Consider the following 24,615-nt stretch of genomic DNA (forward strand, 5'->3'; position numbering starts at 1 on the left):
GGGTGATACATCGTCTGTTTGGCCTGATCATCATGTTGGCGGCGCTCATCGCGTCGCCAGCCATGATGTCTCCAGCAGGCGCACAAGAATTTCCGGACCTGACCGGCCGTGTGGTCGACCAAGCAGGCATTCTTTCGCCGGCTGATGAAGAACAGCTGGAACAGAAGCTTGCAGGGTTGGAAACGCAATCTCAGCGTCAGTTAGTAGTCACCACGATAAGCGACCTGCAAGGCTATGACATTGCCGACTTTGGTTATCAGCTGGGCCGCAGCTGGGGGATTGGTGATGCAGAGCGCAATGACGGCGCGCTGCTGATTGTTGCCCCCAATGAACGCAAGGTCCGCATCGAGGTAGGGTACGGCCTAGAGGGTATTCTAACCGATGCCTATTCATCGCGGATCATCTCGAGCGAGATCATCCCTCATTTTAGAGACGATGACTATCCAGCCGGGATTATCGCAGGGACTGACGCGATTGTGACGCATTTGGCATTACCAGACGATCAGGCATTGCAATTGGTCGCGCAAAGCAAGGTAGGTTCAGGCGCTCCAATGTGGGTCTTGCCAGCGCTGTTTATGATGCCCGGTTTTGTGATTTTCATAACGCTGATGGCCATGAAAGCGACTGGGCCGAAGCGCATCAGATGGACAGGGACAACGGCGGGCGGAACATCGGTTTCCTCGTATTCTTCGTCTAGCTCATCTTGGAGCAGTAGTTCATCGAGTAGTAGTAGTTTTTCAGGCGGCGGCGGGTCCTTTGGCGGCGGCGGCTCGAGCGGGAGTTGGTAGTGAGATACATCCTTCACATTTTGGCGTTGATGGCGCTGGCGCTGGGCAGCCCGGCGGCTGCGCAGCAATTCCCTGAACTAACGGGCCGCGTGGTTGATGCAGCGGACATTCTTTCGCCCGCTGAGGAGCAGCTGCTGGAGCAGAAGCTGGCCGCTCTTGAAACCCAGTCGCAGAGGCAATTGGTGGTTACCACCATTCCCGACCTGCAAGGCTATGACATCGCTGACTATGGCTATCAGCTGGGCCGCACATGGGGCATTGGTGATGCAGAGCGCAATGATGGCGCGCTGCTGATCGTGGCGCCCAATGACCGCAAGGTGCGGATCGAGGTTGGCTATGGCTTGGAAGGTTATCTAACCGACGCGCTGTCCTCGCTCATTATCCAGAATGCAATCCTGCCGCGTTTTCGCGAGGGTGATTTTCCCGGCGGCATCACCGAGGGCACTGACGCAATTATCTCGCAGCTTGCCCTACCCGAGGATCAAGCGCGGCAAATCGCCGCTGAAGCAGGCCAGCAGCGCCAGAGCGAAGGCGGCTTTCCCATCGGCGCATTTATCTGGATCGGCTTTCTGTTCTTCTTCTTCATCCTGCCGATGATGCGTGGCCGTGGCCGCAAGCGGCGTTATCGCGGCGCAGGTGACACAGCGCGCGACATCATCTTGTGGGAAGTGGGCTCGGCAATTGTGCGCGGCGCGATGTCAGGCGGCGACGACTGGGGCGGCGGAGGCGGCGGCTTCGGCGGCGGTGGCTTTGGTGGCGGTTTCGGCGGCGGTGGCGGAAGCTTCGGGGGCGGCGGCGCCTCCGGCGGCTGGTAATAGGGATTAGTAGACAATGGCGTATTTGAACGAAGCCCAGCACAAGATTGTTTCTGACGCGGTTGCCGAGGCGGAGCTGACCACGAGCGGTGAGATCGTCACCGTTCTGGCAGATCGCTCGGACGAATATAATGACGTAGTGCTGGTTTGGGCAGCTGCCCTTGCCTTCACCGCGATGAGCCTATTCGCGCTGATCCCCCAACCATTTATGAATCTTTGGGACAGCCTCATTGGCGGCTGGATGCATGAGTGGACCACGGGCGAGCTCGCAAGCATGACGATCGCTTTGGGCCTGATCGCTTTTATTGTGGCATGGCTCGTGATCAGCTGGGATCCTTTGCGTTTCGCCCTCACACCGGGCCCAGTCAAAACAAGCAGGGTGCACACCCGGGCGATCAAGCATTTTAAGGTTGGTGCTGAGCGGCGAACACATGGTCACACCGGTGTGTTAATTTATCTGTCGATGCAGGAGCATCGGGCTGAGATTGTCGCCGATGAACCGATCGCGAAGCTTGTCCCCGCAGAGGTCTGGGGTGAGGCGATGGCCGACATGCTGGTCGAAATTAAGCAGGGCCAAATTGCCGAGGGCATGGCCGCAGGCGTGCGCGATGTCGGAAAAGTGCTTTCTGAGCACTTCCCGCGTGCTGAAGACGATCAAAACGAGCTGCCTGACAGGTTGATCGAAGTCTGATGGCGGCCACAAAAATGGGCGTCCCTGACGCTGAGGCGCCAGAAACCATTGTCTGGCAGGGCAAATATGTCGTCGCCAAAGTACGCGGACGCTGGGAATATGTCGGGCGTACGCGCAATATCCGCGCCGCTGTTATCCTCGCGGTCGAAGACGGTCACGTGTTGCTGGTTGAGCAGTATCGCGTGCCGATGGGCCGCAATTGCCTAGAACTTCCCGCAGGGCTAATCGGCGACGAAGATGGCGGAGAGGGTGAGGACGATCTCATCGCTGCGGGCCGCGAGCTGGAGGAAGAAACCGGCTACCGTGCAGCTAAGCTTGAGGATTGCGGTGAGTTCTTCTCCTCACCCGGCATGGTCTCTGAAAGCTTCACTCTGGTGCGGGCAAGCGAGCTGACCAAAGTCAACGAAGGAGGCGGCACTGAAAGCGAGAACATCACTGTCCACCGCGTAGCTCTCGGCGAGCTTGCCGATTTTATCGCACAAAAGCGCGACCAAGGTTGCGGGATCGACGTGCGCATGCTCATGCTGCTGGGAGAGAAAATACTAGCAGGAGAGTGAGAGATGGCAGGACGCGTGGCAGGTAAGCTCGCATTGGTAACGGGCGCAGCGCAGGGCCTTGGCCGAGCGCACTCAATGCGACTTGCCGATGAAGGCGCGCGCATCCTGTGCACCGACTTAAACGGAGTCGGCGCCGCGGAAACCGCTAAGCTCATCAATGAAGCGCAAGGCGCCGACACTGCCTTTGCCATCGCGCATGATGTAACCGACCCGATCCAGTGGGAAACGGCAGTGGATGCAGCGCGCGAACATTTGGGCGGGCTCAATGTTCTGGTGAACAATGCGGGCATCGGCGTGCCGGGCAATATTGAGGACTGCGACTTTGGCGATTGGCAGCGCTGCTTTGCGATCAATGTGGATTCGATTTTTCACGGCTGTCAGAAGGCCTTGCCCCTAATGCGTGAACACGCGCCGGGCTCGATCGTCAATATCAGCTCAATCGCCGGCTTGATCGCCAGCGACACCATGCCCGCCTATAACGCGAGCAAGGCAGCGGTCTGGATGCTGAGTAAATCGATCGCCCTGCACTGCGCGAAAAAGAACATGCAGATCCGCTGCAACTCGATCCACCCGACCTTTGTCGATACGCCGATCCTCGATGGCACTGCGAAGGCGGCCTCATTGGACAAAGACGTTTTGATGGACAAATTGGCGCGGCAGATCCCGCTCAAATTCGTCGGCGAACCCAATGATATCGCCAATGCGGTGGTCTATCTCGCGAGCGATGAGAGCCGCTTTATGACTGGCGCTGAGCTGAAACTGGATGGCGGTATCTCCGCTATGTGAAGTTTCTTGTGGTCGCGTTGTCGAACCGAAAAACCGGTTTCCACTTTTTCTGACAACGCTCCTGAATCAAAAGAGGGGCCGTTTGGCCCCTCCCGGTTTGTTGTGGATCGTTACCGTAGCGGCCCGAAATCTTTGGTCCAAAACCGGGTTCCGCTTATTCGAGTTCGCTACGGTCAATCCGCGATCAAACCAATCGCGATGTAGATGAGGATTGGTGTGCCAAATCCGATCAGGACGGAGGCTACCAAGCCGAGGCGTACCAGAGTTGCGTCAATGCCGAAGTAGTTAGCAATGCCTGAGCACACACCCATCAATTTGCCATTATGTTTATCAAGGCGAAACTTGTTTGATGGTGGGCCGCCAGGGGTAGTGTTACGAACGTCGTTCATGCGATTACTCCATTGGGGCTGGCTGGGACGATGGCGAAGGCCATTGCGGCAGCAGATACGGCTAGTGAGAACACTGCGGCGACTAGCTTGCTGCTGTTGAACTCAAAGGGTGACATTTTCAGATTTCCTTTCGTGTTTAGGTAGTAAGCTCAGGCAATCAGGCCATTGGGGCTTGCAGGGATGATGGCCATTGCCATGAACATTGCAGAGATTGCGAAAGCGGAGATTGCGGCGAATGCGCGGTTGTTAAGTGAGTTAGCCATTGTGAATTTCCTTTGTTTTAGAGTGATGTTTGGGTTGAAAACTTAAGCGATCAGGCCGCTTGGGCTTGCTGGAACGATGGCAACTGCCATGAACATTGCTGATACTGCGAAAGCTGAGATTGCTGCGATTGCGCGGTTGTCGATGAAGTTAGCCATTTTGTAGTCCTTTCAGTGTGTCTTACCGAAGCTTGTCTCCGGCTTGCCCCATACACTGCAATCAGCGTGCCAAACTCGAAAAACCGCGGAATTCAGCCATTCTTAAGCATTTCCAGCCTGAAGCGCCTGTTCATGATTCCGAAAGATTGGGAATTTACGCCAATATTTAGAAACATCAGTTTACATATGGCCTGCCCGAGGCTCTGACGCTATCGCTGCTGCGTTCATGTCGCTCACCAGCATCTCCCTTTCCCGCTTCCGCAATCACAGCGAAACCACGCTCGATGGGACCGCGCGGCTCAACTTGTTGATTGGGCCTAATGGTGCAGGAAAAACCAATGTGCTGGAGGCGCTCTCGCTTCTCTCGCCCGGTCGGGGGCTCAGACGCGCGGCTCTGCCAGATATGGCGCAAGCTGACGGTAACAGCGGCTTTGCAATAGGCGCGTCGCTCACCAGTGAGGGCGAGCCGGTCAGGCTTGGCACCTATACAGAGGCGGCGAATCCAAGCCGCCGCAAAACTCGCATTAACACGGCCGATGCTCCCGCGATTGCATTGGGAGAATGGCTCGCGATTGGCTGGCTCACCCCGGCAATGGATGGCCTATTTACCGGGTCAGCGCAGGACCGACGGCGCTATATGGACAGGCTGGCGCTTGCTCTGAATCCTGACCATGCGCGCCATGCGAGCCGGTATGAGAGCGCCTTGCGTGAAAGAAACCGCCTGCTCAGCGATGATCAGCGGCCTGATGCGCGGTGGCTGGATGCGATTGAGGCGCAATTGGCCGAGCACGGCGCAAAGCTCGCAGAAGGTCGCGCTGCGCTGGTCGATGCGATGATGGCGCAAGTGGTGCAGACGGGGGAGGAGCCATTTCCCCGCCCTGCCCTTACTTATGTGGCTGGCGGCCCCGTGGGCTTTGATCAGCTGAGCCAAGCCCTGCATGATGGCCGCGCAGGAGACCAAGCTGCACGCCGCACGCTGACCGGCCCTCACCGTGACGAGCTAGATGTACTCTATGCCGCCAAGCGCATGCCTGCCGCACTCTGCTCCACTGGAGAGCAAAAGGCGCTGCTGCTGGCGATGACGCTCGCCCATGCGGCGCTGGCAGAAAAAGGCCGCGCTTCTCTCTTACTATTGGACGAAGTTGCCGCACATCTCGACCCGGACCGCCGCACAGCTCTGTTCGACAGGCTGCGCGCAGGTAGCGCTCAGGTCTGGATGACTGGCACCGAAGCCGCTCCCTTTGCGGACATCATAGGCGGCGAGGCAGCGGTCTGGGATGTGAAAGACGGCGCCGTTACTCGGCGCTAGCCTCCGCGCCAGCGTCTTCCGGCAATTCCGGCAGCGCTGCAACAACCGCATCCTTCGTCGCAACAACCAGCTCGCTCAGCCCCTCTGTCGTCGGGTGAATGCGGTCATTCTGGAAAAGTTCAGGGCGCTGATAAATCGTTTCCAGCCAAAACGGGACAAGGCCGACATCATATTCCTCGGCCAGCTCGCCGTAGAGCGCGTCAAACTCAGCCTGAAATTCGGGGCCATAATTGGGCGGTGCGCGCATCCCCATCAGCAGCACCGGGATTTTGCGCGATTTCAGCTCTTCCAGCATAGCTACAAAGTTGGCGCGCGTCTGATCGGGCGACAGACCGCGCAGCAAATCATTCCCACCCAGCTCCAATAGAAGCAGTTCAGGCTTGGTCTCCTGCGCATCGAGCGTGAAAGCAAGCCGCTGCAAACCCGCAGCCGTCGTATCGCCCGATATTCCTGCGTTGATCATCTTGGCGTTGATACCCTGCGCGCGCAGAGCCGCCTCCAGTTGAGCCGGGTAGGAGTTCTCCTCGCCCACGCCATATCCCGCGAACAGGCTGTTCCCGAACGCCATAATCGTTCTTTCCGGCCCCATAACAGGTTGAGGTTCGGAACGGATTTCCTCCTCAGGTTTTGGTTGAGGGTCAGCCGCTCCGCCGCATCCGGCGAGCGCGCCCATGAAAAACAGTATCGATAAACTACGCATTCTCATCGGCGAGTATCCTTGTGCCACCCTCTACCCTATGCCATCGCAGCGACGTGAAAAATTCTCAACCCGCAATTTCCGCTCATAACCTCACGCTAACGCTCGGCAGTGATGCTGCGCCAGTCGATATCCTGCGCGGAATTGACCTCGATATCGCGCGCGGCGAGACCGTAGCGCTGCTCGGCGCCTCGGGCTCAGGTAAAAGCTCGCTGATGGCAGTTTTGTCCGGTTTGGAACGCGCCAGTGGAGGCACGCTGAGCGTCGCGGGCCAGAACTTTGCGGCCATGGATGAAGACGCGCTGGCGCGTGCACGGCGTGGCCGCATTGGCATTGTTTTGCAGGCGTTTCACCTGCTGCCCACCATGACTGCGCTCGAAAATGTTGCGACACCGATGGAATTGTCCGGCGAACCCGATGCACAAGCCCGCGCCAGAGAAGAACTGGAAGCTGTTGGCCTCGGCCACCGGCTGGACCATTACCCTCAGCAGCTTTCGGGCGGCGAGCAGCAGCGCGTGGCCATTGCCCGCGCGATTGCGCCCCGCCCTGACCTGATTTTTGCCGATGAACCCACTGGTAATCTCGACGCCTCGACCGGCCATGAGATTGTCGAATTGTTGTTTGGTCGGCGCGAACAGACCGGCGCTACCTTGCTCGTGATCACACATGACCCCGAACTCGCCGAACATTGCGGGCGCGTTTTGCGGATGGAAGATGGTCGCATTGCTAGCGATGACACCTCCCAATGAGCGCGGTTGACGCAACTGGACCTGGCATGACGTGGGGCGAAGCATGGACCATCGCGCGGCGTGATCTCAACACGCGTTTTCGCGGGCTGCGTTTGCTGCTTGTCTGCCTGTTCCTTGGCACTGGCGCATTGGCCGCTATCGGCACGCTCACCTCGGCGATTGAGAACGAGCTTGCCAATCGCGGGCAGGAATTGCTTGGCGGTGATCTGGAGGTCGAGCTGTGGCAGCGCCCGCTTAATGACGAAGAGCGCGTCTCGCTGGGTGAATATGGCGAGCTATCGGCAGGCTTCCGCCTGCAAGCGATGGCGCGCAAAGGCGATCAGGCCGCGCCGATTGGCCTGAAAGCGGTCGACGCGGCCTATCCGCTTTATGGCGCGCTGACGCTCAAGGATGGGCGCACCGTCGGCAAACCTGCAGATGATGAGGCATGGCTTGATCAAGGCGCGATTGACCGGCTGGGCGTCAACGTGGGCGATGTCATATCGATTGGCACGCTCGAGCTGATCGTCGGCGGTATCATTGCCACCGAACCCGATAAGCTCAGCGAAGGATTTCAACTGGGGCCAACGGTCATCGTCGGTGAAGATACACCTGAGCGCGCGGGGCTGATTGCGCCGGGCTCCATGTATGAAAGCAAGACCCGCATCGCTTTCGACAATCCCGGACGCGACCCTCAGGAAGTGCGCGACGAGATCGAGGAACGCTTCCCCTCAACAGGGTTTGATTTCCGCACGCGCGACCGCGCCTCGCCGGGAGCAGATCGCTTCGTCAGCCGCATGAGCGAGTTTTTGACGCTGGTCGGTCTGGCCGCATTGGTCATCGCCGGGATTGGGATTGGCGGCGGCGTCACATCGTATCTGGAGGCGCGCCGCAAGGCGATTGCCACCTTGAAAATTCTTGGCGCAACCAGCCGTGATATTGCGCGGATCTACGCGCTGCAAATCGGCGCTGCGGCGATGGTCGGTAGCATTGCTGGTCTTATCGTTGGTGTCGCCATAACGCCCCTGCTCGGCGCCGCATTGCAAGGCCTCTTGCCGGTCGAAGGCGGGTTTGTGTTTGACCCGCTCGCCCTTCTCGTTGCGCTCGCTTATGGTTTGCTCGTCGCGCTGGTTTTCGCCGCACCTCCCTTGATGCGCGCGCGCCACTTCCCCGCAATGGCACTGATGCGCGCACGCGTCGCCCCATTGGCGCAGGATAAGCAGGCGCTGCTCGTCGTAGGTGCGGGCCTCTCTGCAATCGTCGCACTGGCGCTCATCACCGCCAGCCAACTCCTTCTATCGGGCATGTTCCTCCTCGGCGCGGCCGGCACGCTTGGCCTACTCGCATTGCTGGGCCTTGGCATTCGCAAGGCAGCCGCTGCTGTGCCGCGCCCGAGCAGCCCGATTGTGCGCAATGCGCTCGCAAATTTGCACCGCCCCGGTTCATCGACCGGCGCTCTGGTCACCGCTTTGGGTTTTGGCCTTGCTGCATTCGTTTTGCTGGCTGCGATCCAATCCGCACTTGACGGCAATATCCAGAGCCGTGTGCCCAATGAGGCGCCGGACTATTTCGTGCTCGACATCCCGCGCGATGGGATCGACCGGTTCGAGCAGTTAGTGAACGAAGTTGAGGAAGGTTCCACGGTTCGTACCGTCCCCGCATTGCGCGGGTCTGTGCTGGCTTTTGGCGAAGAAGGCTCGATGCAAGTGACTGCAGAGCTGGAAGAGCTCCCCGAAGGCGCTTGGGCCCTGCGCGGGGAACGCGGCCTTACCTATGCGGACGAGGTGCCTCCGGGCAATGTCCTGACCGATGGCGAATGGTGGGGCGCTAACTATGCGGGCGAGCCACTCGTTTCCATTGATGCGGAGTTTGCCGAGGCAGCTGACTTACAGATCGGCGATATGCTCACCTTCGGCATATTGGGCGTTGAAAAGACTGCTCGCATCGCGAACCTGCGGCGGATCGATTGGGAGACGATGGGCTTCAATTACGTCTTTGTTCTCAGCCCCAATGCATTGGCCGATACACCGCATAATCTCGCCGCAACAATCGACTTGCCCGAGGGCGCGCCAACCGCGCCGCTGCTGCAAGGGCTCGTGCGCGAGTTCCCCTCAGCCTCGGTGATCGAAGTCGGCAATGTGCTGGTGCAGGCTCGGACCATTCTTGAGCAAGTCGGTCTCGCCACATTAGCTGCCGCAAGCGTTGCTGTTTTGGCAGGTCTTGCGGTTCTGCTCGGCGCGATTGCCGCAGCGCGGGCAGCGCGAACTTATGACACCGTTGTGATGCGTGTGCTGGGTGCTGACCGCAAGCAAGTGCTGTTGATGCAGCTCATCGAATACGCCTTGCTGGCGAGCGCGCTGGCGATTGTCGCTCTCGTTCTCGGAAGCGTACTCGCATGGCTCGTCGTCACGCAAATGTTCGAATTTGACTGGCTACCCAATTGGGGCGAAGTTTTCGCCGTGTTGGGTGTCGGACTGCTGGTCGTCTTTAGTTTTGCACTAGGCGGCTCGCTACCTCTGCTGAGAGCGAAACCTGCACAGGCTCTCCGGGCGCTATAGCGACTAAGCAGAGAGATCAGAGTACATGACAGCCCCTTCTATCCGCCCCATGCAGCGCGGCGACCTCGACCGTGTAGGCCATCTCGTCGACGCCACGGACATGTTTCCATCTGAGATGCTCCCCGAGATGACCGCGCCCTATTTCGAGGGCGATACCAATGCTCATCGCTGGATCGTCTACGAGAAAAGCGGTGTTTCCGCGGTCGCATATTACGTTCCAGAGCAACTCACCGACGGCACTTGGAATCTCTTGCTGATCGCCGTTGATCCAGATCAGCATGGTGCCGGAGTTGGTACTGCGCTGATGCGCCATGTCGAAACCGAGCTCGCGCAAGAAGGTGTTCGCATCCTGCTGGTCGAGACATCAGGAACTAGCACGTTTGAACGCACTCGCGGGTTCTATGACATGCTTGGCTATGACCGTGAGGCTCTTATCAGAGACTACTATTAAGCTGGCGATGACAAAGTGATCTTTCGCAAAGCTCTGTAACAGCTACCTTGCCGTAAACGAGCAGGTAATCACACAAGGAAAAAGGGACCCGCATCGCTGCGAGCCCCTTCCCAATATCAGATGCTGATCTTTTTGGGATCAGAACTTGAAGCGAACCACGCCGCCATATGTGCGCGGCTGGTTCGGGTAACCCGAAACTGTGCCGGCCTGTGCAACACCGTCAAAGACTGTGGTGATGAACTCGTCATCAAGCAGGTTACGCGCAAACGCACCCACTTCGATGCCGTTGTTGAGACGCAAGGTGACCGATGCGTTCACCAAATTAACTTCGCGCTCGAAGTTGTTCGGCCCAAACGTCGGCAGACCATTGTTAATCGCCGTATTGCTCTCATGATTGTAGTCGATACGCGTTAGCAGCGACGTGCCATTATCCCACTCATGCGTGTAAGTCGCCGCTGTCGAAATGGCTATGCTCGGAATGCCAGCTGGTGTGACCCCGGTCAGATCGCCCAGCACACTACCTGGAAAATCATCGAACAGCGGATCGAGATGGGTCATAGCAAAAGTTAGGACCAAACCATCGGTCGGAATGATCGTCGCATCAAACTCAAAGCCCTGAACCGATTGTTGACCTGCGTTACGTAGCGCGAAGCCGGTGCCTGTGAAGGCAAAGCTCTGGAAGCCTTCGATCGTTTGGTCGAACAGCGCCAGGTTGAAACCAAAGCCAGGCCATTGGGCCTTTACACCAATCTCGTAAACTTCAGCCTCTTCCGGTCCAGCAAAGCGCGAACCTGAACGCAGGTTTGGCGTTTGCAGCCCGGCATTGATGATCGCCGAATCCGGCGCAGCAAAGGTCGAGCCGCCCGGTCCCGCCAGGAAGTCGGTATTGGATGGGCGGCTGTCACGCGACAGATTGACAGAGCTCGCCTTGAAGCCAGTGGCATAGCTGGCATAGACGTTCACTTCGTTCGACACTTGATACGATGCGCGCGCCAGATATGTGAACTTATCATCGCGTGTTTGGCCAGGCTCAACCGCATTTGGGAAGTTCAGGAATGGCGGTTGGAATTGGAAACCGGCAAGCCCCAGGAGCGGGTTGACCGCCGGGTCCGTCGCTGCAGCGAGAAGCGCATCCTGGTTTGCTTGAGGCAATGCCTGGAATTCATCACGATTGGTGACCGCCCCCATTGTCGCGCCGGTGATGAACGCATCGACAAAGTTAACCTGAGCCAATGGATCGAAACTGGTTTGACTGAGCGCAAAGTCTTTGGAATCGTCAGTATAGTTACCGCCGAGGGTGAAGACCAAACCATCAATCGGCTCGAAATCGACCGTGCCGAAGATCGACCAAGAGGTGTTGTCCATTGCAAACGTTTCTTGCGTCAAAAGCGGCGTAGAAAAAATGCTCTCCTGCGGGAATCCGAAATTGGCTTCCAACCCGTTGAACAAGGTCGGCTGACCGGTCAGAACAGCGACAGGATCTTCGCCAGCTAAAATCTCAAAGAAATTCCGGATCTGGCTGCCGTTTTGGATGGCGCTGTCCTGGCTGATCGATTCATCGAAATAGTAACCGCCAAGCAGGAAGTTAATCGGGCCGTCGAAATCCGAAGCAAATCGAAGTTCCTGCGTGAATGTCTCGACGTCCTGAGCTCGGGTTTCAGTGGCAATATCCGCACTCGTGAAATCAATGTCTGTCAGGAAGCTGTTCTCAAGCTCGCGATAAGACGTGATAGAAGTGATACTAATTGGGCCAGCCTGATAATCCATCTGGATAGAAGCGCCGTAGTTATCGACTTCGTTTTCCGGAACAAAGTTCAGGAAAACTTCACGCGCAAAAACATCAGTGCTGAGATTGCCGCCCACGGCGAAAATGCCAGGGACAGTCGGCCCAGCTACAACAGTGCCGACGGTGCAACACACCTCATCAATGCTCGAATAATCGGCAATTGCGCGAATGCGGAAATCCGGCGTCGGTTCGATCAAGAGCTGACCACGAACCGAGTAACGGTTACGATCATTAATCTCTTCATCGAGATTGACAATCGTGCCGTAACCATCGCGGCGGTTGTAGCTTCCGTCGAGGGAGAAAGCGATGTTATCGGTAATCGGCCCGGTTACGTCACCTTTAAGTGTTACGGCGTTGAAGTTACCATAAGTCGCTTCAACTGAGCCGCCAAACTCAAACTGCGGCTCGCGCGTCACAACTGAGATAACACCGGCGGAAGCGTTCTTACCGAACAGTGTCGATTGCGGTCCGTTCAAAACCTCAATGCGCTGAACGTTCGGAAGGTCGGAAAGTGCACCTGCAGAGCGCGACCGAAATACGCCATCAATGAAGACACCAACGGATGGCTCAATACCAAAGTTGTTATCGCCATTACCGAAACCGCGGATAATGAAGGTCGATGCGGAAGCAGTTTGAAGCTGGCTGACGCGCAGCGATGGAGTGACCGTCTGGAGGTCGAGAACGTCGCGGATTTGCGCAGCCTCTAAGGTTTCACCGCTAGTTACCGAAACCGAAATCGGCGTCTCTTGAAGTGTTTGCTCACGCTTGGACGCAGTAACGATGATGGTGTTGCTGGTGTCAAAAGCCTCTTCGGCGGCATCAGCTTCCGCTTCCTGGGCGGATGCTATGCTGGGCAGTGCCAAAGATGCGGCAGTCGCCAAAAGCGAAGCGCGCAAGACAGTCGAACGACCTGAATCGGTAAAACGCATGAAAATTCCTCTCACTAGTCTCTCATTGTTTTCGTTTTATACGGGGCTCTCCTACCCCTATGGCGCTGATTTTAGATATCGCAGGCGGATCGCTCAAGCGTCAGCGGGTGCGGCTACTAGGTCGGCGCCTGGATTGTGGTTTTCTAGTCACACCTTCCTCTAGGGAAACCGTGCCTTTCGCAGCAATGCAATGCGAAGTCATACCTCTCAGTGTCCACCTTGCCGCAATGCAGCATCTGCGCTAGGGGGCCTCGCATACCCAAGCACACAACGCTTGCACACCTATTCGAAAGCCCAAAACCCATGTCTAACGCGCTCCGAAATGTCGCGATCATCGCTCACGTCGATCACGGAAAAACCACGCTGGTTGACCAGCTTTTCCGGCAATCCGGCACGTTCCGCGAGAACCAACGCGTCGAAGAGCGCGCGATGGACTCCGGCGATCTCGAAAAAGAACGCGGCATCACCATTCTCGCCAAATGCACCAGCGTTGAATGGGAGCACGGCGGCGAAACCACGAGGATCAACATCGTCGACACCCCGGGCCACGCCGATTTCGGCGCCGAGGTTGAGCGCATTCTCAGCATGGTCGATGGGGTTATCCTGCTGGTTGATGCCGCTGAAGGTCCAATGCCGCAAACCAAATTCGTGACCGGTAAGGCTCTAGCGCTGGGTCTTAAGCCGATCGTCGTCGTCAACAAGATCGACCGGAGCGATGCCCGCCCTGACGAAGTGCTCGACGAGTGTTTTGAACTTTTCCTCAGTCTTGATGCCAATGACGAACAACTTGACTTCCCATCCTTGTGGGCCAGTGGCCGCGATGGTTATGCCAGCGAAGACGCTGGTGCACGTGAGGGCAATTTGGAGCCGCTGTTTGATCTGATTGTGAACCATGTGCCTGCACCGGGCCTCGACACTGATGGCCCGTTCAGCTTCCTTGCGACACTGCTCGATCGCGACAACTTTATGGGACGCGTGCTCACGGGCCGTGTGCAATCAGGCACGGTCAACATCAACGACCCGATCCGTGCGATTGATGCGGATGGTAATGTGATTGAAACAGGCCGCGCGACCAAGCTGATGAGTTTTGACGGGCTGGACCGCGTGCCTGTGGAAAGCGCGAAGGCTGGAGACATCATCGCCTTGGCAGGCCTGGAAAAAGCGACGGTTGCCAACACGATCGCTGATCCATCGGTGACTGAAGCAATCCCGGCCCAGCCAATTGATCCGCCAACACTGGCGATGCGTTTCTCTGTTAATGACAGCCCCCTTGCAGGCCGCGAGGGTGACAAGGTCACCAGCCGCATGATCCGTGATCGTTTGCTGCGTGAGGCGGAAACCAATGTCGCCATCCGCATCACCGAAAGCGATGACAAGGACAGCTTTGAAGTTGCTGGCCGAGGCGAGCTACAACTCGGCGTGCTGATCGAAACCATGCGCCGTGAAGGCTTTGAGCTTGGCATTTCGCGCCCGCGCGTGCTGTTCCGCGAAGAAAACGGTGAGCGCCTTGAGCCTTATGAAACCGTCGTAATCGACGTTGATGACGAGCATTCTGGCACCGTTGTTGAGAAGATGCAGATCCGCAAAGCCGAGCTGGTTGACATGCGCCCATCGGGCAGCGGCAAGACCCGCATCACCTTCTCAGCGCCGTCGCGCGGCCTAATCGGCTATCACGGAGAATTCTTGTCCGACACGCGCGGCACCGGCATTATGAACCGCCTGTTCGAGAAATACGGCCCTTACAAAGGCGCGGTTGGTGGACGGCAGAATGGTGTGATCCTGTCCAATGCAGACGGTGAGGCAACGGCCTATGCGCTGTTTGCTCTGGAGGAACGCGGCGAGCTGTTCATCGGCGGCGGCGCGAAAATCTATGAGGGCATCATCATTGGTGAAAATGCCAAGCCGGAAGATCTCGAAGTCAACCCGCTGAAATCAAAGCAGCTCACCAACTTCCGCTCATCCGGCAAGGATGACGCTATTCGCCTCACCCCGCCGCGCGTTATGACGCTCGAGCAAGCAATCGCTTACATCGACGATGATGAAATGGTCGAGGTTACGCCGCAGAACATCCGCCTGCGCAAGACGCTTCTGTGCCCACATGAGCGTAAGAAGGCAAAGCGACGCGCCGCTGACGCTTAAGCGCCGGCACAGCATAGCGGCTAGCCGAAAAAGTTCGGCTGGCCGTTTGATGCGTTGACCCCGCCGTCCACTGGCAGGTTCACACCGTTGACGAACACTGCGTCGTCGCTGGCAAGAAAGAGCGTGGGGCCCGCAATCTCGTCCGGCTCGGCAGCGCGGCCAAGCGGCATGCGATTGGCCAGCATCTTCATAGCGCCCTCGTTTTCGGTAGCACCCTTTGTCATATCCGAGCGGGTCATTGACGGACAGATGCAGTTAACCCGCACACCTTGCCCGCCCAGTTCAAGGGCCATCGCGCGCGTCAGATTGCAGACGCCGCCTTTGCTGGCATTATAGACGCCTAGCCCCCAATCACCGCCCAGCCCCGAAACGCTGGAGATGTTGACGATGTTACCGCCCGTCCTGAGCAAGTGCGGGATCGCTTCACGGCTCATGTAAAGCAAGCCCTTCAGATTGATGTCGATGATCGTGTCGATAAAGGCGTCATCAGCGTCGAGGATGCGGCCAGAGCGCCCCACGCCCGCATTGTTGACGAGCACATCGATGCCGCCAAACGCTTCGATCGTCTTGTCCATCATCTCGGTCGCAAAGGCTGAGGACGAGACGTCGCCAGGCACAACCAGCACCCGCTCACCGCCAAGCGAGGCTGCGATCTTCTCGCAATCCTCTGCCTTGCGTGAGTTAAGAACAACATTCGCGCCTTCCCCATGGAAGCGCCGGGCAATCGCCTCACCGATGCCCATGGATGAGCCTGTGACAATTACGGTTTTTCCGGTGAAACGATGTGTGTTGGTCATAGTAAATGCTCCAAAAGGTGATGGCATAGCGCAAAAGCGTGGTGTGGTTATGCGGCCAAATGGTCAAGCAGGTTCTTCTGCTGCGCCTGCGAGAGATCTGGCGGCCACATCAGCATGGGAAGACCAAACTCAACAGACAGACTAAGTTGCACAATGCTACCTGTGGCTGAAATGTGACGTTTTTGCGTTTTCGCGAGCGGCGCACTGAAAATGCTGGCGAGCTTCATCAATCAAGAATAGCGTTTACACCTTGCTTAGGATTTGCGTTCTAAGCGCTTGTTATATCGTGCGCACCCCACGCCAAGAGAGATGGCGGCGCGAATATAAGGTTAGAGGAGAACCCCATGATCTACGCAAAATCGGCGTTTAAACTGTCCTGCGCAACAACTGCGCTCATTATGTCCGTCCCCACCTTGGCGCAGGATCCTGTCGCTGCTCCTTCCAACACCGAAGTGGAAACGGCCGAAAACACAATTCTGGTGACCGGCTCACGCATCCGCCGCCAATCACAGGCTGATCTTGCATCGCCTCTCGCGACAGTTGGCAGCGAAGCAATTGCTGACATCGGCGCGCAGAACATTGGCGAGATTACTCAGTCGCTGACCATAAACAGCGGCGCGCAAAACAACCCGGACGCCTTTACGCAAGGCGGCACTACCGGTACTTCCAATATCAACCTGCGCGGTCTTGGTGTTGCTTCGACACTCATTTTGCTCAACGGCAAGCGCCAGACGCTCTCCTCATCCCCTACCAATGATGGCATCAACTTTGTCGATACCAGCTCGCTTGTTCCGCTGATCGCAGTTGAGCGCGTCGAGATCCTGAAAGACGGCGCGTCGTCGCTTTATGGCTCGGACGCGGTGGCCGGTGTGGTCAACTTCATCACGCGCGACAATTACGAGGGCTTCCTTGTTTCGGGCGAATATACCGAGCACCTCGGCTTCGGCGATTATAGCGAATACAATATTCAGGGCCTCGCAGGCTTCCAGTTCGGCGATCTGAACTTGCTGACTGCCGCCAGCTATGTCGATCGTTCGCCGCTGACAACTGCAGAGCGCCGCCTTTCACAGCCAGCTGATGACACCTCGGCCCTTGGTAATCCTGGCACATTCTTCACACCTGGGCCGACACCTGATCCAGATTGCGTGGCCGGAGGGGGTATCCCGCTGGGCCCGTTCTGCGGCTTTGACTTTGGCGAGTTCTTTAACTTGGTCCCAGACGAACAGCGCCTAACGCTATTCGCCTCAGCAGATGCCGACCTTTCTGACCGCGTGCGGTTCAGTGCCGAAGTCGGTTATTCTGACAATGAAGCCGTCCGCGGCAACTCACCAACGTTCCCATTCCTTCAATTGGGCCAGGCAGTTGTTCCAACATTCAACCCAAACAATCCGTTTGGTGCAAATGTGGTCTTCTTCGGCCGTGCCAGCGGTACCGGCGGCGAAGTTTCGCCTGCCTCGTTCGAGTCTACGACGTTCCGCGTTGCAACATCGCTTGAAGGTGATTTTGACACCAGCTTCCTTCAAAATGGCCTCTGGAATGTCAGCCTGACCTTTGCTGATAATAACTTCACCGCAAACACCGAAGACACAGTTACGGACCGCTTCGCTTGCGCACTGCGCGGCTTCAATGCGAGCCCAGCGTTTAACGCGGCAACCGGGCTTGATTGTACTGCGAGCAACCCCAACCTGACCGACAATGGTGCGGTAATCCCTGCGGATGGAACATTCTTCAACCCATTTGCGACGGCCCTGGCTGGCGGAACAAACGCAAACGCTGCGCTGCTCGATTACATCACTGAATTCGCGACTTCCAACCGCGAGTCTGAGTTGCTCGTTGCTGAAGCTTTTGTTTCTGGCGAGCTGTTTGAGCTGCCTGCTGGGCCGCTCGGCATTGCAGTTGGCGTGCAATATCGCGAACAGAAGATTTCGGCGACTTTCGACGATATCTCTGACCGTGATGGTTTTGCCTTCCTGATTGGCGAGCAAGCCTTCGCAGGTTCGCAAGATGTCTATGCCATCTACGGCGAAGTCGCGGCACCAATCACTGATTGGCTCGACGTGCAATTGGCACTGCGGTTTGAGGATTACGGTGCCGATGGCGGCGACACACTCGATCCAAAGATCGCGCTGCTCGCGCGGCCTACCGATTGGCTCTCGCTGCGGGGTTCTTATTCAACCTCGTTCCGCGCGCCATCGACTTTCCAGCTGCAAGGTCAGTCAACTACGCTTCAGCAGGTCTCTGATCCTGCAAATGGCGGGGCAAATGCATTTGTCGCAGTCCGTGCTGTGGGCAACGCTGCGCTGACCCCTGAATCCTCCACCGCTTACAATATTGGCGCGACCGTCAATCCAATCAGCGGTTTGGAAATCAGTGCCGACTACTACAATTTCGAATTTGACGATGCGATTGTGCAAACAGCCGCGCAGTCAATTGTGAACGCTGATCCAAATGGTCCGAACATTGTTCGTAGCCCAGCAGGCACGATCATTCAGGTCAACAACAGCTACGTGAATGCTGCTAGCGTGCAAACTTCGGGCGTCGACTTCTCGGTCCGTTATGCGATCGATGCGGCGTTCGGAACGATCACGCCAAGCTTTGAAGGTAGCTACGTATTCGATTACGAACTGCAGACTTCGGTGGGCGGCGCTGTGATCGACGGTGCTGGCAATCGTAACTTCACGAACTTCGGCTCACCAACGCCTGAGCTGCGTTTCAACGCCGGGCTTCAGTTTGAAACGGGCGCGCACTCCCTCAACATCTTTGGTCGCTACATTGATAGCTATCTTGATGACCAGAATGGCGGCGCGGACATTGATTCTGACTTCCGGGTCGATGTGCAATACAGCGTCGCGATCAATGAGTTCTTTGATCGTGATAAGCTGATCCGTCTGACCGTTGGTGCGCGCAACGTGTTCAACGAACTCCCGCCAGTTGTCGCAACCAATGGCGGTTTTGACAGCCGAGTTCATGACCCGCGCGGTGCATTGTTCACCGTTGGTCTGACTGGCGAGTTCTAAGCTTATCGCATCATCGCGCGAGCGAAACTGAAACAGGAAGGCTCCGGGCAGTAACATGCTCGGGGCCTTTTCTTTTGCGCACTCTCCGGCGGTACGCCTTGCCCCCTGTGCCACGCGGCCTTAAGCCAAGCACGAACGCGTCACGTCGCAGGAGAATAAAATGCGCTTCACAGCTATCACCGCCGCGCTGCTGGTCACTGTTTCCACACCGGCCATCGCGCAAGAGAGCGACGCCAACGCGCAGCCCGAAATGCGCCCCGTCGAGGAGCAAATCGGCGCAGGCGGAAGGCCGGTTGGTGCAAATTGGTCGCGCAGCCCGGTGATGGCCCGCAATGGCATGGCCGCAACCGCGCATCCTATCGCGACGCAAATCGCGCTCAACATTCTGCAATCGGGCGGCAATGCAGTGGACGCCGCAATTGGCGCAAATGCTGCGCTTGGCCTGATGGAGCCAACCGGCAATGGTATTGGCGGCGATCTCTATGCGATCATTTACGACCCTAAGACCGGAAAGCTGCACGGCATCAATGGCTCCGGCCGCTCTCCCAAGGGCCAGACGCTCGCGCAGCTTAAAGAGAAGCTGGACGGGGCCGATGCCCTGCCCGCTGTCGGCCCGCTCCCGGTGACCATCCCCGGCACGGTCGACGCGTGGTTCGAAATGCATGGCCGCTTTGGCTACATGCCGATGGACATGATCCTGACACCGACCATTCGCTATGCCGAAGAAGGGCACCCAGTCGCCCCGGTCATTGCAATGTATCTCGACCGCAGCTTACGCGCCTATGAACGGCGGCTCGAAAGCACGCCGTTCGACTTTTCCAATGCGCGCGAGACGTGGTTTGCGAATGGTGCACCCAAGGCCGGCGAGATGTTCAAAAACCCTGACCTTGCCTCTACTCTCACCGCGATTGCGCGCGAGGGTCGCGATGTCTTTTACGAAGGTGATCTGGCGGAAGTGATGGTAGACTACCTCCAGCGTCAAGGCAGCGCATACACTTTGGAGGATTTTGCGAGCCACACCAGCGATTGGGTCGAGCCTGCCTGCGTCGAGTATAAAGACGGCTATGAGCTGTGCGAGCTACCACCAAATGGCCAGGGTTTTGCGGCGCTGCAAATGGTCAACATCCTCAAGAATGTGGACTTATCGCAATGGGAGCGCGGCAGCCCTGAAGTGATCCACTACATCACCGAAGCAAAACGGCTCGCCCATGCTGACGTCGCGCGCTTCTATGCTGACATCGACTTCTCGCCATTCCCGATGGATCTGCTGACGGATGCATACGGCAAAAAACGGTTCGACCTGATTGACCCGGCAAAAGCGACCCCGGAATTTGAAGCAGGGGAGCCTGCGCCCGAGCCCAAGCTCGAAGGGCCTGGCGACACGACCTATCTCACCGTGGTCGATGGCGATGGCCTGATGGTCAGCCTCATCCAATCGAACTATCGCGGCATGGGCGGCGGCCTAACTCCGGACGGGCTTGGCTTTATGTTTCAGGATCGCGGCGAGCTATTCAGCCTCGATGCGGACCATCCGAACGCCTATGAACCGGGCAAGCGCCCCTTCCATACGATCATCCCGGCCTTCGTGAAAAAGGATGGCAAACCCTTTATGACGCTGGGACTGATGGGCGGCGGCATGCAGCCGCAAGGCCATGTGCAGGTGCTGATCAACATCGTCGATTATGGCATGAATTTGCAAGAGGCGGGCGATGCCGCACGCATCAATCATGATGGCGGACGCCAGCCAACAGACAGCCTTGCCGGACCGATTGATGACAATCTTGGTGTGCTGAATGTCGAACCGGGTATTCCCGATGAGACAGTCGAAGCACTCAAGGCCATGGGCCACAATGTCCGAGTGGTTAGCAACGGCATTATGTTCGGCGGGTATCAGGCGATTGCCCGCGACCCAGAAACTGGTGTGCTCACCGGCGCAACCGAAATGCGCAAGGATGGGCAAGCGCAAGGCTACTGAGATGGGATAAACTCAAATTGAGCAGGCGAGGAGAGTGCAATGGCAAAAGTGACTGGATTGGGCGGCGTTTTCTATGTCGCGGCAGACCCGGAGGCGACGCGAGAATGGTATCGCGAAACGCTGGGCATTGATGGCGAGTATGGCCCGCAATTGAACTGGTCAGAGGAAACCGGCGACAAGCCTTACTCCCTGATCAGTCATTTCAAAGACGATGGTTACATCAAGCCAGGCAAAGGCGGCTTCATGATCAATCTGCGTGTCGACGATCTCGATGGCATGGTCACCCAGCTCAAAGATAAGGGCATTGATGTGCTCGACAGCGTTGACGAGGGCTATGGCAAATTTGCTTGGCTGCTCGACCCCAATGGCGTGAAGATTGAGTTATGGCAGCAGGTTGAAGCGCCCGAGTAAGCTTCACGGGTCTCGCGATTCTGGAAATGTTCAGCATGGCTGGGCAAAATAGCGCGATGCACAAGCTAGCCCTCATGACTTTCGCCGCGCTTTCTTTGAGCGCTTGCGGGGCTTTGCCGGGCTCGCGGAATGTCGACCGCCCAACCACAACGCAAACTGCCCTGCCCGCGCAGCAAAACGCCGAGACGCGGCAATGCCTCGCCCAGCTTGGCGACAGCGGCACGCGCTATTCACCCTTGCCGGACAGATATTACGGCAATGGCTGCGCCACACGAAACACTGTGCAGTTAAGCGCCCTTCGCGGCGACCGCAGCGACTTTGACCTCAGCAATCTGGGTCCGGTTGCCTGCCCGCTTGCCAATAAATTCGCGAGCTGGGCACGCTACGGGGTTGATCGCGCAGCACGGCAAATTTTGGGGAGCGAATTGGCGCGCATCGAAACAATGGGAAGCTATTCCTGCCGCAATGTCGCGGGCAGTACGCGCCGCTCAGCCCATTCACGGGCCGAAGCAATTGATGTGAGTGCATTCGTCCTCGCAGACGGAAGACGCATCACGCTAAGCAGCGATTGGGACGGCGGCACACGTGAAGAGCGAGAATTCCTGCGGATCGTCCACCGCAGCGCCTGCAAGCGCTTTGGAACCGTGCTCGGGCCAGACTATAATCAGGCGCACAAGGATCACTTCCACTTAGAACAAGGCGATGGGAGCTTTTGCCGCTAGAGCCGAATGTATCGCGACGCCGGCTCCCATCGCAGGGGGGAGGATATTCGTTTAGGCACCCCTTATGCTTAGGCGGGGATGCCCTGGGCTGCCTCTGACGGGGCCTGCATGCGTTCATCAGGTCGTACGTTTGACCGCTGACTAACTGCGCCTGCTTCATCCCGGGCCATCAATGCACCCGTGGGAGCGGCAAGCTTCGCCTCAATCGAGAAGCGCACCGCCTGTGCGGAATGATTGGCGCCAATCTTCGCCATCATGTTCGCACGGTGAATCTCGACGGTTCGCGGGCTAATGCCAAGCTCACGCGCAATCATCTTGTTGCTACGTCCGCGCGCAAGCCAATCGAGCACTTCGCTTTCGCGCGTTGTCAGGCGAGAGATCCGCTTGCGCGCTTCAATAACGCGGCGTCGGACTTCGCCGTGTGCAGCCACTTCATCGCGGATCTTATCAAGTGACCGCGCCAGCATCGGTGCCGTCAGCGGCAAGGGCAGATAGTCAAAAACGCCATCGTGGATTGCACTGACAATATTGTCGGCCTTGGGGTCATGGCTTGTCGCGACAAAGGGCAGCCACCGCCCATATCGCGCCAACAAACGCAAGATATGGCCAGCTTTGCCGGGTTCATCATCTTCATTCACGAGTACAACCCCGCGTTCCGGCGGGCGGATCATAAATTCACTAGTGTCGCTATAGACCTCGCAATGACACCCAATTTCATAGACCATACGGGATTGTTCAGCGCGAGCTCGGCTAGAGGCATCTACTATGTGTATCGTTTCGCTTGCTTTCATGTTGCCCTCCTGTGGGAGAGACATGACGTCATTTGAGAGCGTCAAAAGCGAGCGATGAAAGCTCCATTTGGGACCTAATTGATAGGTAAAATTACTAGAAAGTATCTATTTTATTTCAGAGAGATATGAATATCCATAGCGGAGGCACTTTCACGGATATTTCCGTAAAACCCTCGTAACACTTCGCGCGCTGGAGCAATTTTAGGTAATATTACCAAGACTCACATTGCGGCGAATCATTACGTAAAACTTATCAAGCAATACTTCGCATATTATACGCAGTTTGCTTAGAAAATTGCCCTTAGCAACGGGAAACTAGTCGTTATCCAGCTCTCGCAGCACCGCTTGGACAGCTTCTGGCGCCTCAACAAAGCCCATATGCGTGCAGCGTACCGAGATTTCCCGATCACGTTCGCCTTCGCGGCCGCGCGCGCTGCGTGGAAGGACTACACCGTCCATCGGGCTCCAGAATGCGATGGTCTCGACTGGTGGCTTTTCAGCGGGCTCCGCGTCTACTTCCGGCTGATCGACGCGATGGCCGGCGATCGCCTGATACGCGCGCCAGCCATTGTTGGCTCGGGGTGACCCAGAAAATGGCGAGCCAAGAGTTAGTACTTTGCAGACCTTCTCTGGATGACGTTTCGCCAACTCACGTGCAATCACGCCGCCCAGGCTCCAGCCAACCAAGACGATCGGTTCGCCCGCCTCTTCATGGATTTCGCATAAACGCTGCTCAACTGCCTCGAAACGTTCAGCTGTCGCACCTAAATTAAAGCCCATGCCCCAATGGCGCGCGACGTGCCCCGCCGCTTTCATAGTTTGCGCCAAATGCCGCATGCGCCGCGGATGCGAGCCAAACCCGGGCAACAGCATGACAGTTTTTGGAGATTTTGCCGGTGCAACGACCAGCGGGTTGAATATCCGCTTGATCGGGTCGGCCACCCAGGTGATCTCGTTCAGCAGTAAAGCCGCGCGCGGCCCACCGGCATCATCAGGACGCGGCTCGCTTGCGAGCGCCCACCGCCGCGCAAGCTCCTCGCGGGCCGAACGTTTCGTTTCTGTGTCATTTACCGCAGTATCTGCCATAGAACTACAATATTAGACCATAGAGCTTAACGCCAGATGATTGCACACGCAGTCATAATGCGGCCAAAGCCGCCGCCCAGCGTTAACTCGATTTTGCGTGCTTAGTGGGCGGCTTAGCTACAGTCGCCGATGCGCTCACTTTGGACGTTCATAACCATCCTAGCATCGCCCATACCGGGGATCTCACCTTCCATAGTCATGGTCATGTCCATGCTGGTGCTGGTGCCGCTGCCGTCCATGGTCATTTTCATTTCGCCTTGGCCCGGCACTGCGCAGGTCATTTCCGCATCAATATCGCCGCCGTTCACGACAAACTTGTTGGTCGTGCAATCGCCGTTCTGAGTGCCCTTGGCCATTTCTTCAAAGCCCTTGGCCGCATCTTCCTCGGTCATGCAGCTTTCCTGAGTTTGCTCGCCCATTCCGCTTTGCATCATTTCGACGGCTTCAGGCGGTGCGCCAGGGATATCGACCTCAACCATCTTCACGGTCGAGCGGTACTGCCCAGGCTCAGGCTTGATCGCATCTTGCGCCGCGGCCGCCATTTCTTCTTGAGATACCGTGCCATCGCCATCTGTATCCGCATCGGTTTCGCTCGAACAAGCGGTCAAGACGACCGCCATTGCTGCAACACCCAAAATCCGTTTCATAATCCCAACCCTCAGTTAAATCGGCCCAGAATACAGGCCAGTGAAATGTGCTCAGAAAGTCATACGCCTGCGACCGGCTTTGTTCAGTAAGCGGAGTATAGCGCCCGCAACCACTTCACAAGCGCGC

General features: G+C 57.3%; 24 protein-coding genes. 14 read left to right on the plus strand and 10 right to left on the minus strand.

Annotation, left to right across the window (positions count from 1 at the left end; all coding sequences use genetic code 11):
• Positions 1 to 2: 2 nt before the first annotated feature.
• The 5 genes from ACFCXQ_RS13315 to ACFCXQ_RS13335 are packed head-to-tail and all read left to right on the plus strand — an operon-like array spanning position 3 to position 3,637.
• The gene (locus ACFCXQ_RS13315; RefSeq protein ID WP_379551369.1) at positions 3 to 788 is read left to right on the plus strand and encodes a TPM domain-containing protein; all 786 of its coding nucleotides are present in this window, start codon (positions 3 to 5) and stop codon (positions 786 to 788) included.
• A 29-nt stretch (positions 789 to 817) separates the two neighbouring features.
• Positions 818 to 1,603, plus strand: coding sequence for a TPM domain-containing protein (locus tag ACFCXQ_RS13320; RefSeq protein ID WP_379554668.1), 786 nt, complete (start codon positions 818 to 820; stop codon positions 1,601 to 1,603).
• Between the two features lie 16 nt (positions 1,604 to 1,619).
• Positions 1,620 to 2,294, plus strand: a complete 675-nt coding sequence (locus ACFCXQ_RS13325; protein WP_379551371.1) for a TPM domain-containing protein — start codon at positions 1,620 to 1,622, stop codon at positions 2,292 to 2,294.
• Positions 2,294 to 2,851 carry an NUDIX hydrolase gene (locus tag ACFCXQ_RS13330; protein WP_379551373.1) on the plus strand — a complete coding sequence of 186 codons (558 nt, stop codon included), beginning with the start codon at positions 2,294 to 2,296 and terminating at the stop codon, positions 2,849 to 2,851. Before ACFCXQ_RS13325 ends, ACFCXQ_RS13330 begins: the two co-directional genes overlap by 1 nt.
• A 3-nt stretch (positions 2,852 to 2,854) precedes the next feature.
• On the plus strand, positions 2,855 to 3,637 hold the full coding sequence (locus tag ACFCXQ_RS13335; protein WP_379551375.1) for an SDR family oxidoreductase: 783 nt from the start codon (positions 2,855 to 2,857) through the stop codon (positions 3,635 to 3,637).
• A 173-nt stretch (positions 3,638 to 3,810) separates the two neighbouring features.
• Here the strand turns inward: ACFCXQ_RS13335 and ACFCXQ_RS13340 are convergent, their stop codons facing one another.
• The 3 genes from ACFCXQ_RS13340 to ACFCXQ_RS13350 form a co-directional block, all read right to left on the minus strand.
• Complete coding sequence (locus ACFCXQ_RS13340) at positions 3,811 to 4,026, minus strand: PspC domain-containing protein (protein ID WP_379551377.1); 216 nt, start codon at positions 4,024 to 4,026, stop codon at positions 3,811 to 3,813.
• 149 nt (positions 4,027 to 4,175) lie between these two features.
• Positions 4,176 to 4,289: a recombination protein F gene (locus tag ACFCXQ_RS13345; RefSeq protein ID WP_379551379.1), complete on the minus strand. Its 114-nt coding sequence runs from the start codon at positions 4,287 to 4,289 to the stop codon at positions 4,176 to 4,178.
• 42 nt (positions 4,290 to 4,331) lie between these two features.
• On the minus strand, positions 4,332 to 4,445 hold the full coding sequence (locus ACFCXQ_RS13350; RefSeq protein ID WP_379551381.1) for a recombination protein F: 114 nt from the start codon (positions 4,443 to 4,445) through the stop codon (positions 4,332 to 4,334).
• Between the two features lie 226 nt (positions 4,446 to 4,671).
• Between ACFCXQ_RS13350 and recF the strand changes: the two genes are divergently transcribed.
• Positions 4,672 to 5,754: a DNA replication/repair protein RecF gene (recF, locus tag ACFCXQ_RS13355; RefSeq protein WP_379551383.1), complete on the plus strand. Its 1,083-nt coding sequence runs from the start codon at positions 4,672 to 4,674 to the stop codon at positions 5,752 to 5,754.
• Here recF and ACFCXQ_RS13360 read toward each other — a convergent pair.
• Entirely contained in the window at positions 5,741 to 6,454 is a 714-nt protein-coding gene (locus ACFCXQ_RS13360; protein ID WP_379551385.1) for an arylesterase, read from the minus strand. The genes recF and ACFCXQ_RS13360 overlap by 14 nt on opposite strands.
• Before the next feature lie 53 nt (positions 6,455 to 6,507).
• Here ACFCXQ_RS13360 and ACFCXQ_RS13365 point away from each other — a divergent pair, with 53 nt between their 5' ends.
• The 3 genes from ACFCXQ_RS13365 to ACFCXQ_RS13375 are packed head-to-tail and all read left to right on the plus strand — an operon-like array spanning position 6,508 to position 10,188.
• On the plus strand, positions 6,508 to 7,200 hold the full coding sequence (locus tag ACFCXQ_RS13365; protein ID WP_379551387.1) for an ABC transporter ATP-binding protein: 693 nt from the start codon (positions 6,508 to 6,510) through the stop codon (positions 7,198 to 7,200).
• On the plus strand, positions 7,197 to 9,737 hold the full coding sequence (locus tag ACFCXQ_RS13370) for an ABC transporter permease (RefSeq protein ID WP_379551389.1): 2,541 nt from the start codon (positions 7,197 to 7,199) through the stop codon (positions 9,735 to 9,737). The genes ACFCXQ_RS13365 and ACFCXQ_RS13370 overlap by 4 nt, the downstream gene beginning before the upstream one ends.
• Before the next feature lie 25 nt (positions 9,738 to 9,762).
• Positions 9,763 to 10,188 carry a GNAT family N-acetyltransferase gene (locus tag ACFCXQ_RS13375; RefSeq protein WP_379551391.1) on the plus strand — a complete coding sequence of 142 codons (426 nt, stop codon included), beginning with the start codon at positions 9,763 to 9,765 and terminating at the stop codon, positions 10,186 to 10,188.
• Between the two features lie 138 nt (positions 10,189 to 10,326).
• Here ACFCXQ_RS13375 and ACFCXQ_RS13380 read toward each other — a convergent pair whose 3' ends face one another.
• On the minus strand, positions 10,327 to 12,903 hold the full coding sequence (locus ACFCXQ_RS13380) for a TonB-dependent receptor (RefSeq protein WP_379551392.1): 2,577 nt from the start codon (positions 12,901 to 12,903) through the stop codon (positions 10,327 to 10,329).
• 303 nt (positions 12,904 to 13,206) lie between these two features.
• Between ACFCXQ_RS13380 and typA the strand changes: the two genes are divergently transcribed.
• The gene (gene typA / locus ACFCXQ_RS13385) at positions 13,207 to 15,042 is read left to right on the plus strand and encodes a translational GTPase TypA (RefSeq protein WP_379551394.1); all 1,836 of its coding nucleotides are present in this window, start codon (positions 13,207 to 13,209) and stop codon (positions 15,040 to 15,042) included.
• A 20-nt stretch (positions 15,043 to 15,062) separates the two neighbouring features.
• Here typA and ACFCXQ_RS13390 read toward each other — a convergent pair whose 3' ends face one another.
• Together ACFCXQ_RS13390 and ACFCXQ_RS13395 are read right to left on the minus strand one after the other, a co-directional pair.
• Positions 15,063 to 15,839 carry an SDR family NAD(P)-dependent oxidoreductase gene (locus ACFCXQ_RS13390; protein WP_379551396.1) on the minus strand — a complete coding sequence of 259 codons (777 nt, stop codon included), beginning with the start codon at positions 15,837 to 15,839 and terminating at the stop codon, positions 15,063 to 15,065.
• A gap of 47 nt (positions 15,840 to 15,886) precedes the next feature.
• A complete protein-coding gene (locus ACFCXQ_RS13395) occupies positions 15,887 to 16,066 on the minus strand; it encodes a hypothetical protein (RefSeq protein ID WP_379551397.1) in 180 nt (59 codons plus the stop codon).
• A 117-nt stretch (positions 16,067 to 16,183) separates the two neighbouring features.
• Between ACFCXQ_RS13395 and ACFCXQ_RS13400 the strand changes: the two genes are divergently transcribed.
• The 4 genes from ACFCXQ_RS13400 to ACFCXQ_RS13415 all read left to right on the plus strand — a co-directional run bounded on the left by ACFCXQ_RS13400 (position 16,184) and on the right by ACFCXQ_RS13415 (position 21,964).
• Positions 16,184 to 18,856 (plus strand): TonB-dependent receptor plug domain-containing protein, encoded by a 2,673-nt coding sequence (locus ACFCXQ_RS13400; protein ID WP_379551399.1) that lies wholly within the window; start codon positions 16,184 to 16,186, stop codon positions 18,854 to 18,856.
• A gap of 160 nt (positions 18,857 to 19,016) precedes the next feature.
• A complete protein-coding gene (gene ggt / locus ACFCXQ_RS13405; RefSeq protein ID WP_379551401.1) occupies positions 19,017 to 20,831 on the plus strand; it encodes a gamma-glutamyltransferase in 1,815 nt (604 codons plus the stop codon).
• A gap of 39 nt (positions 20,832 to 20,870) precedes the next feature.
• Entirely contained in the window at positions 20,871 to 21,242 is a 372-nt protein-coding gene (locus ACFCXQ_RS13410; RefSeq protein ID WP_379551403.1) for a VOC family protein, read from the plus strand.
• A 35-nt stretch (positions 21,243 to 21,277) separates the two neighbouring features.
• Positions 21,278 to 21,964: an extensin family protein gene (locus ACFCXQ_RS13415; protein WP_379551405.1), complete on the plus strand. Its 687-nt coding sequence runs from the start codon at positions 21,278 to 21,280 to the stop codon at positions 21,962 to 21,964.
• A gap of 68 nt (positions 21,965 to 22,032) precedes the next feature.
• Here the strand turns inward: ACFCXQ_RS13415 and ACFCXQ_RS13420 are convergent, their stop codons facing one another.
• From ACFCXQ_RS13420 to ACFCXQ_RS13430, 3 genes are all read right to left on the minus strand, one after another.
• Positions 22,033 to 22,635, minus strand: a complete 603-nt coding sequence (locus ACFCXQ_RS13420; protein WP_379551407.1) for a response regulator transcription factor — start codon at positions 22,633 to 22,635, stop codon at positions 22,033 to 22,035.
• A gap of 435 nt (positions 22,636 to 23,070) precedes the next feature.
• Positions 23,071 to 23,841 carry an esterase/lipase family protein gene (locus ACFCXQ_RS13425; protein ID WP_379551409.1) on the minus strand — a complete coding sequence of 257 codons (771 nt, stop codon included), beginning with the start codon at positions 23,839 to 23,841 and terminating at the stop codon, positions 23,071 to 23,073.
• Between the two features lie 113 nt (positions 23,842 to 23,954).
• Entirely contained in the window at positions 23,955 to 24,488 is a 534-nt protein-coding gene (locus ACFCXQ_RS13430; protein WP_379551411.1) for a DUF3617 family protein, read from the minus strand.
• Positions 24,489 to 24,615: the final 127 nt, after the last annotated feature.

The organism is Qipengyuania rhodophyticola (assembly GCF_042493225.1).
Taxonomy (GTDB): domain Bacteria; phylum Pseudomonadota; class Alphaproteobacteria; order Sphingomonadales; family Sphingomonadaceae; genus Erythrobacter.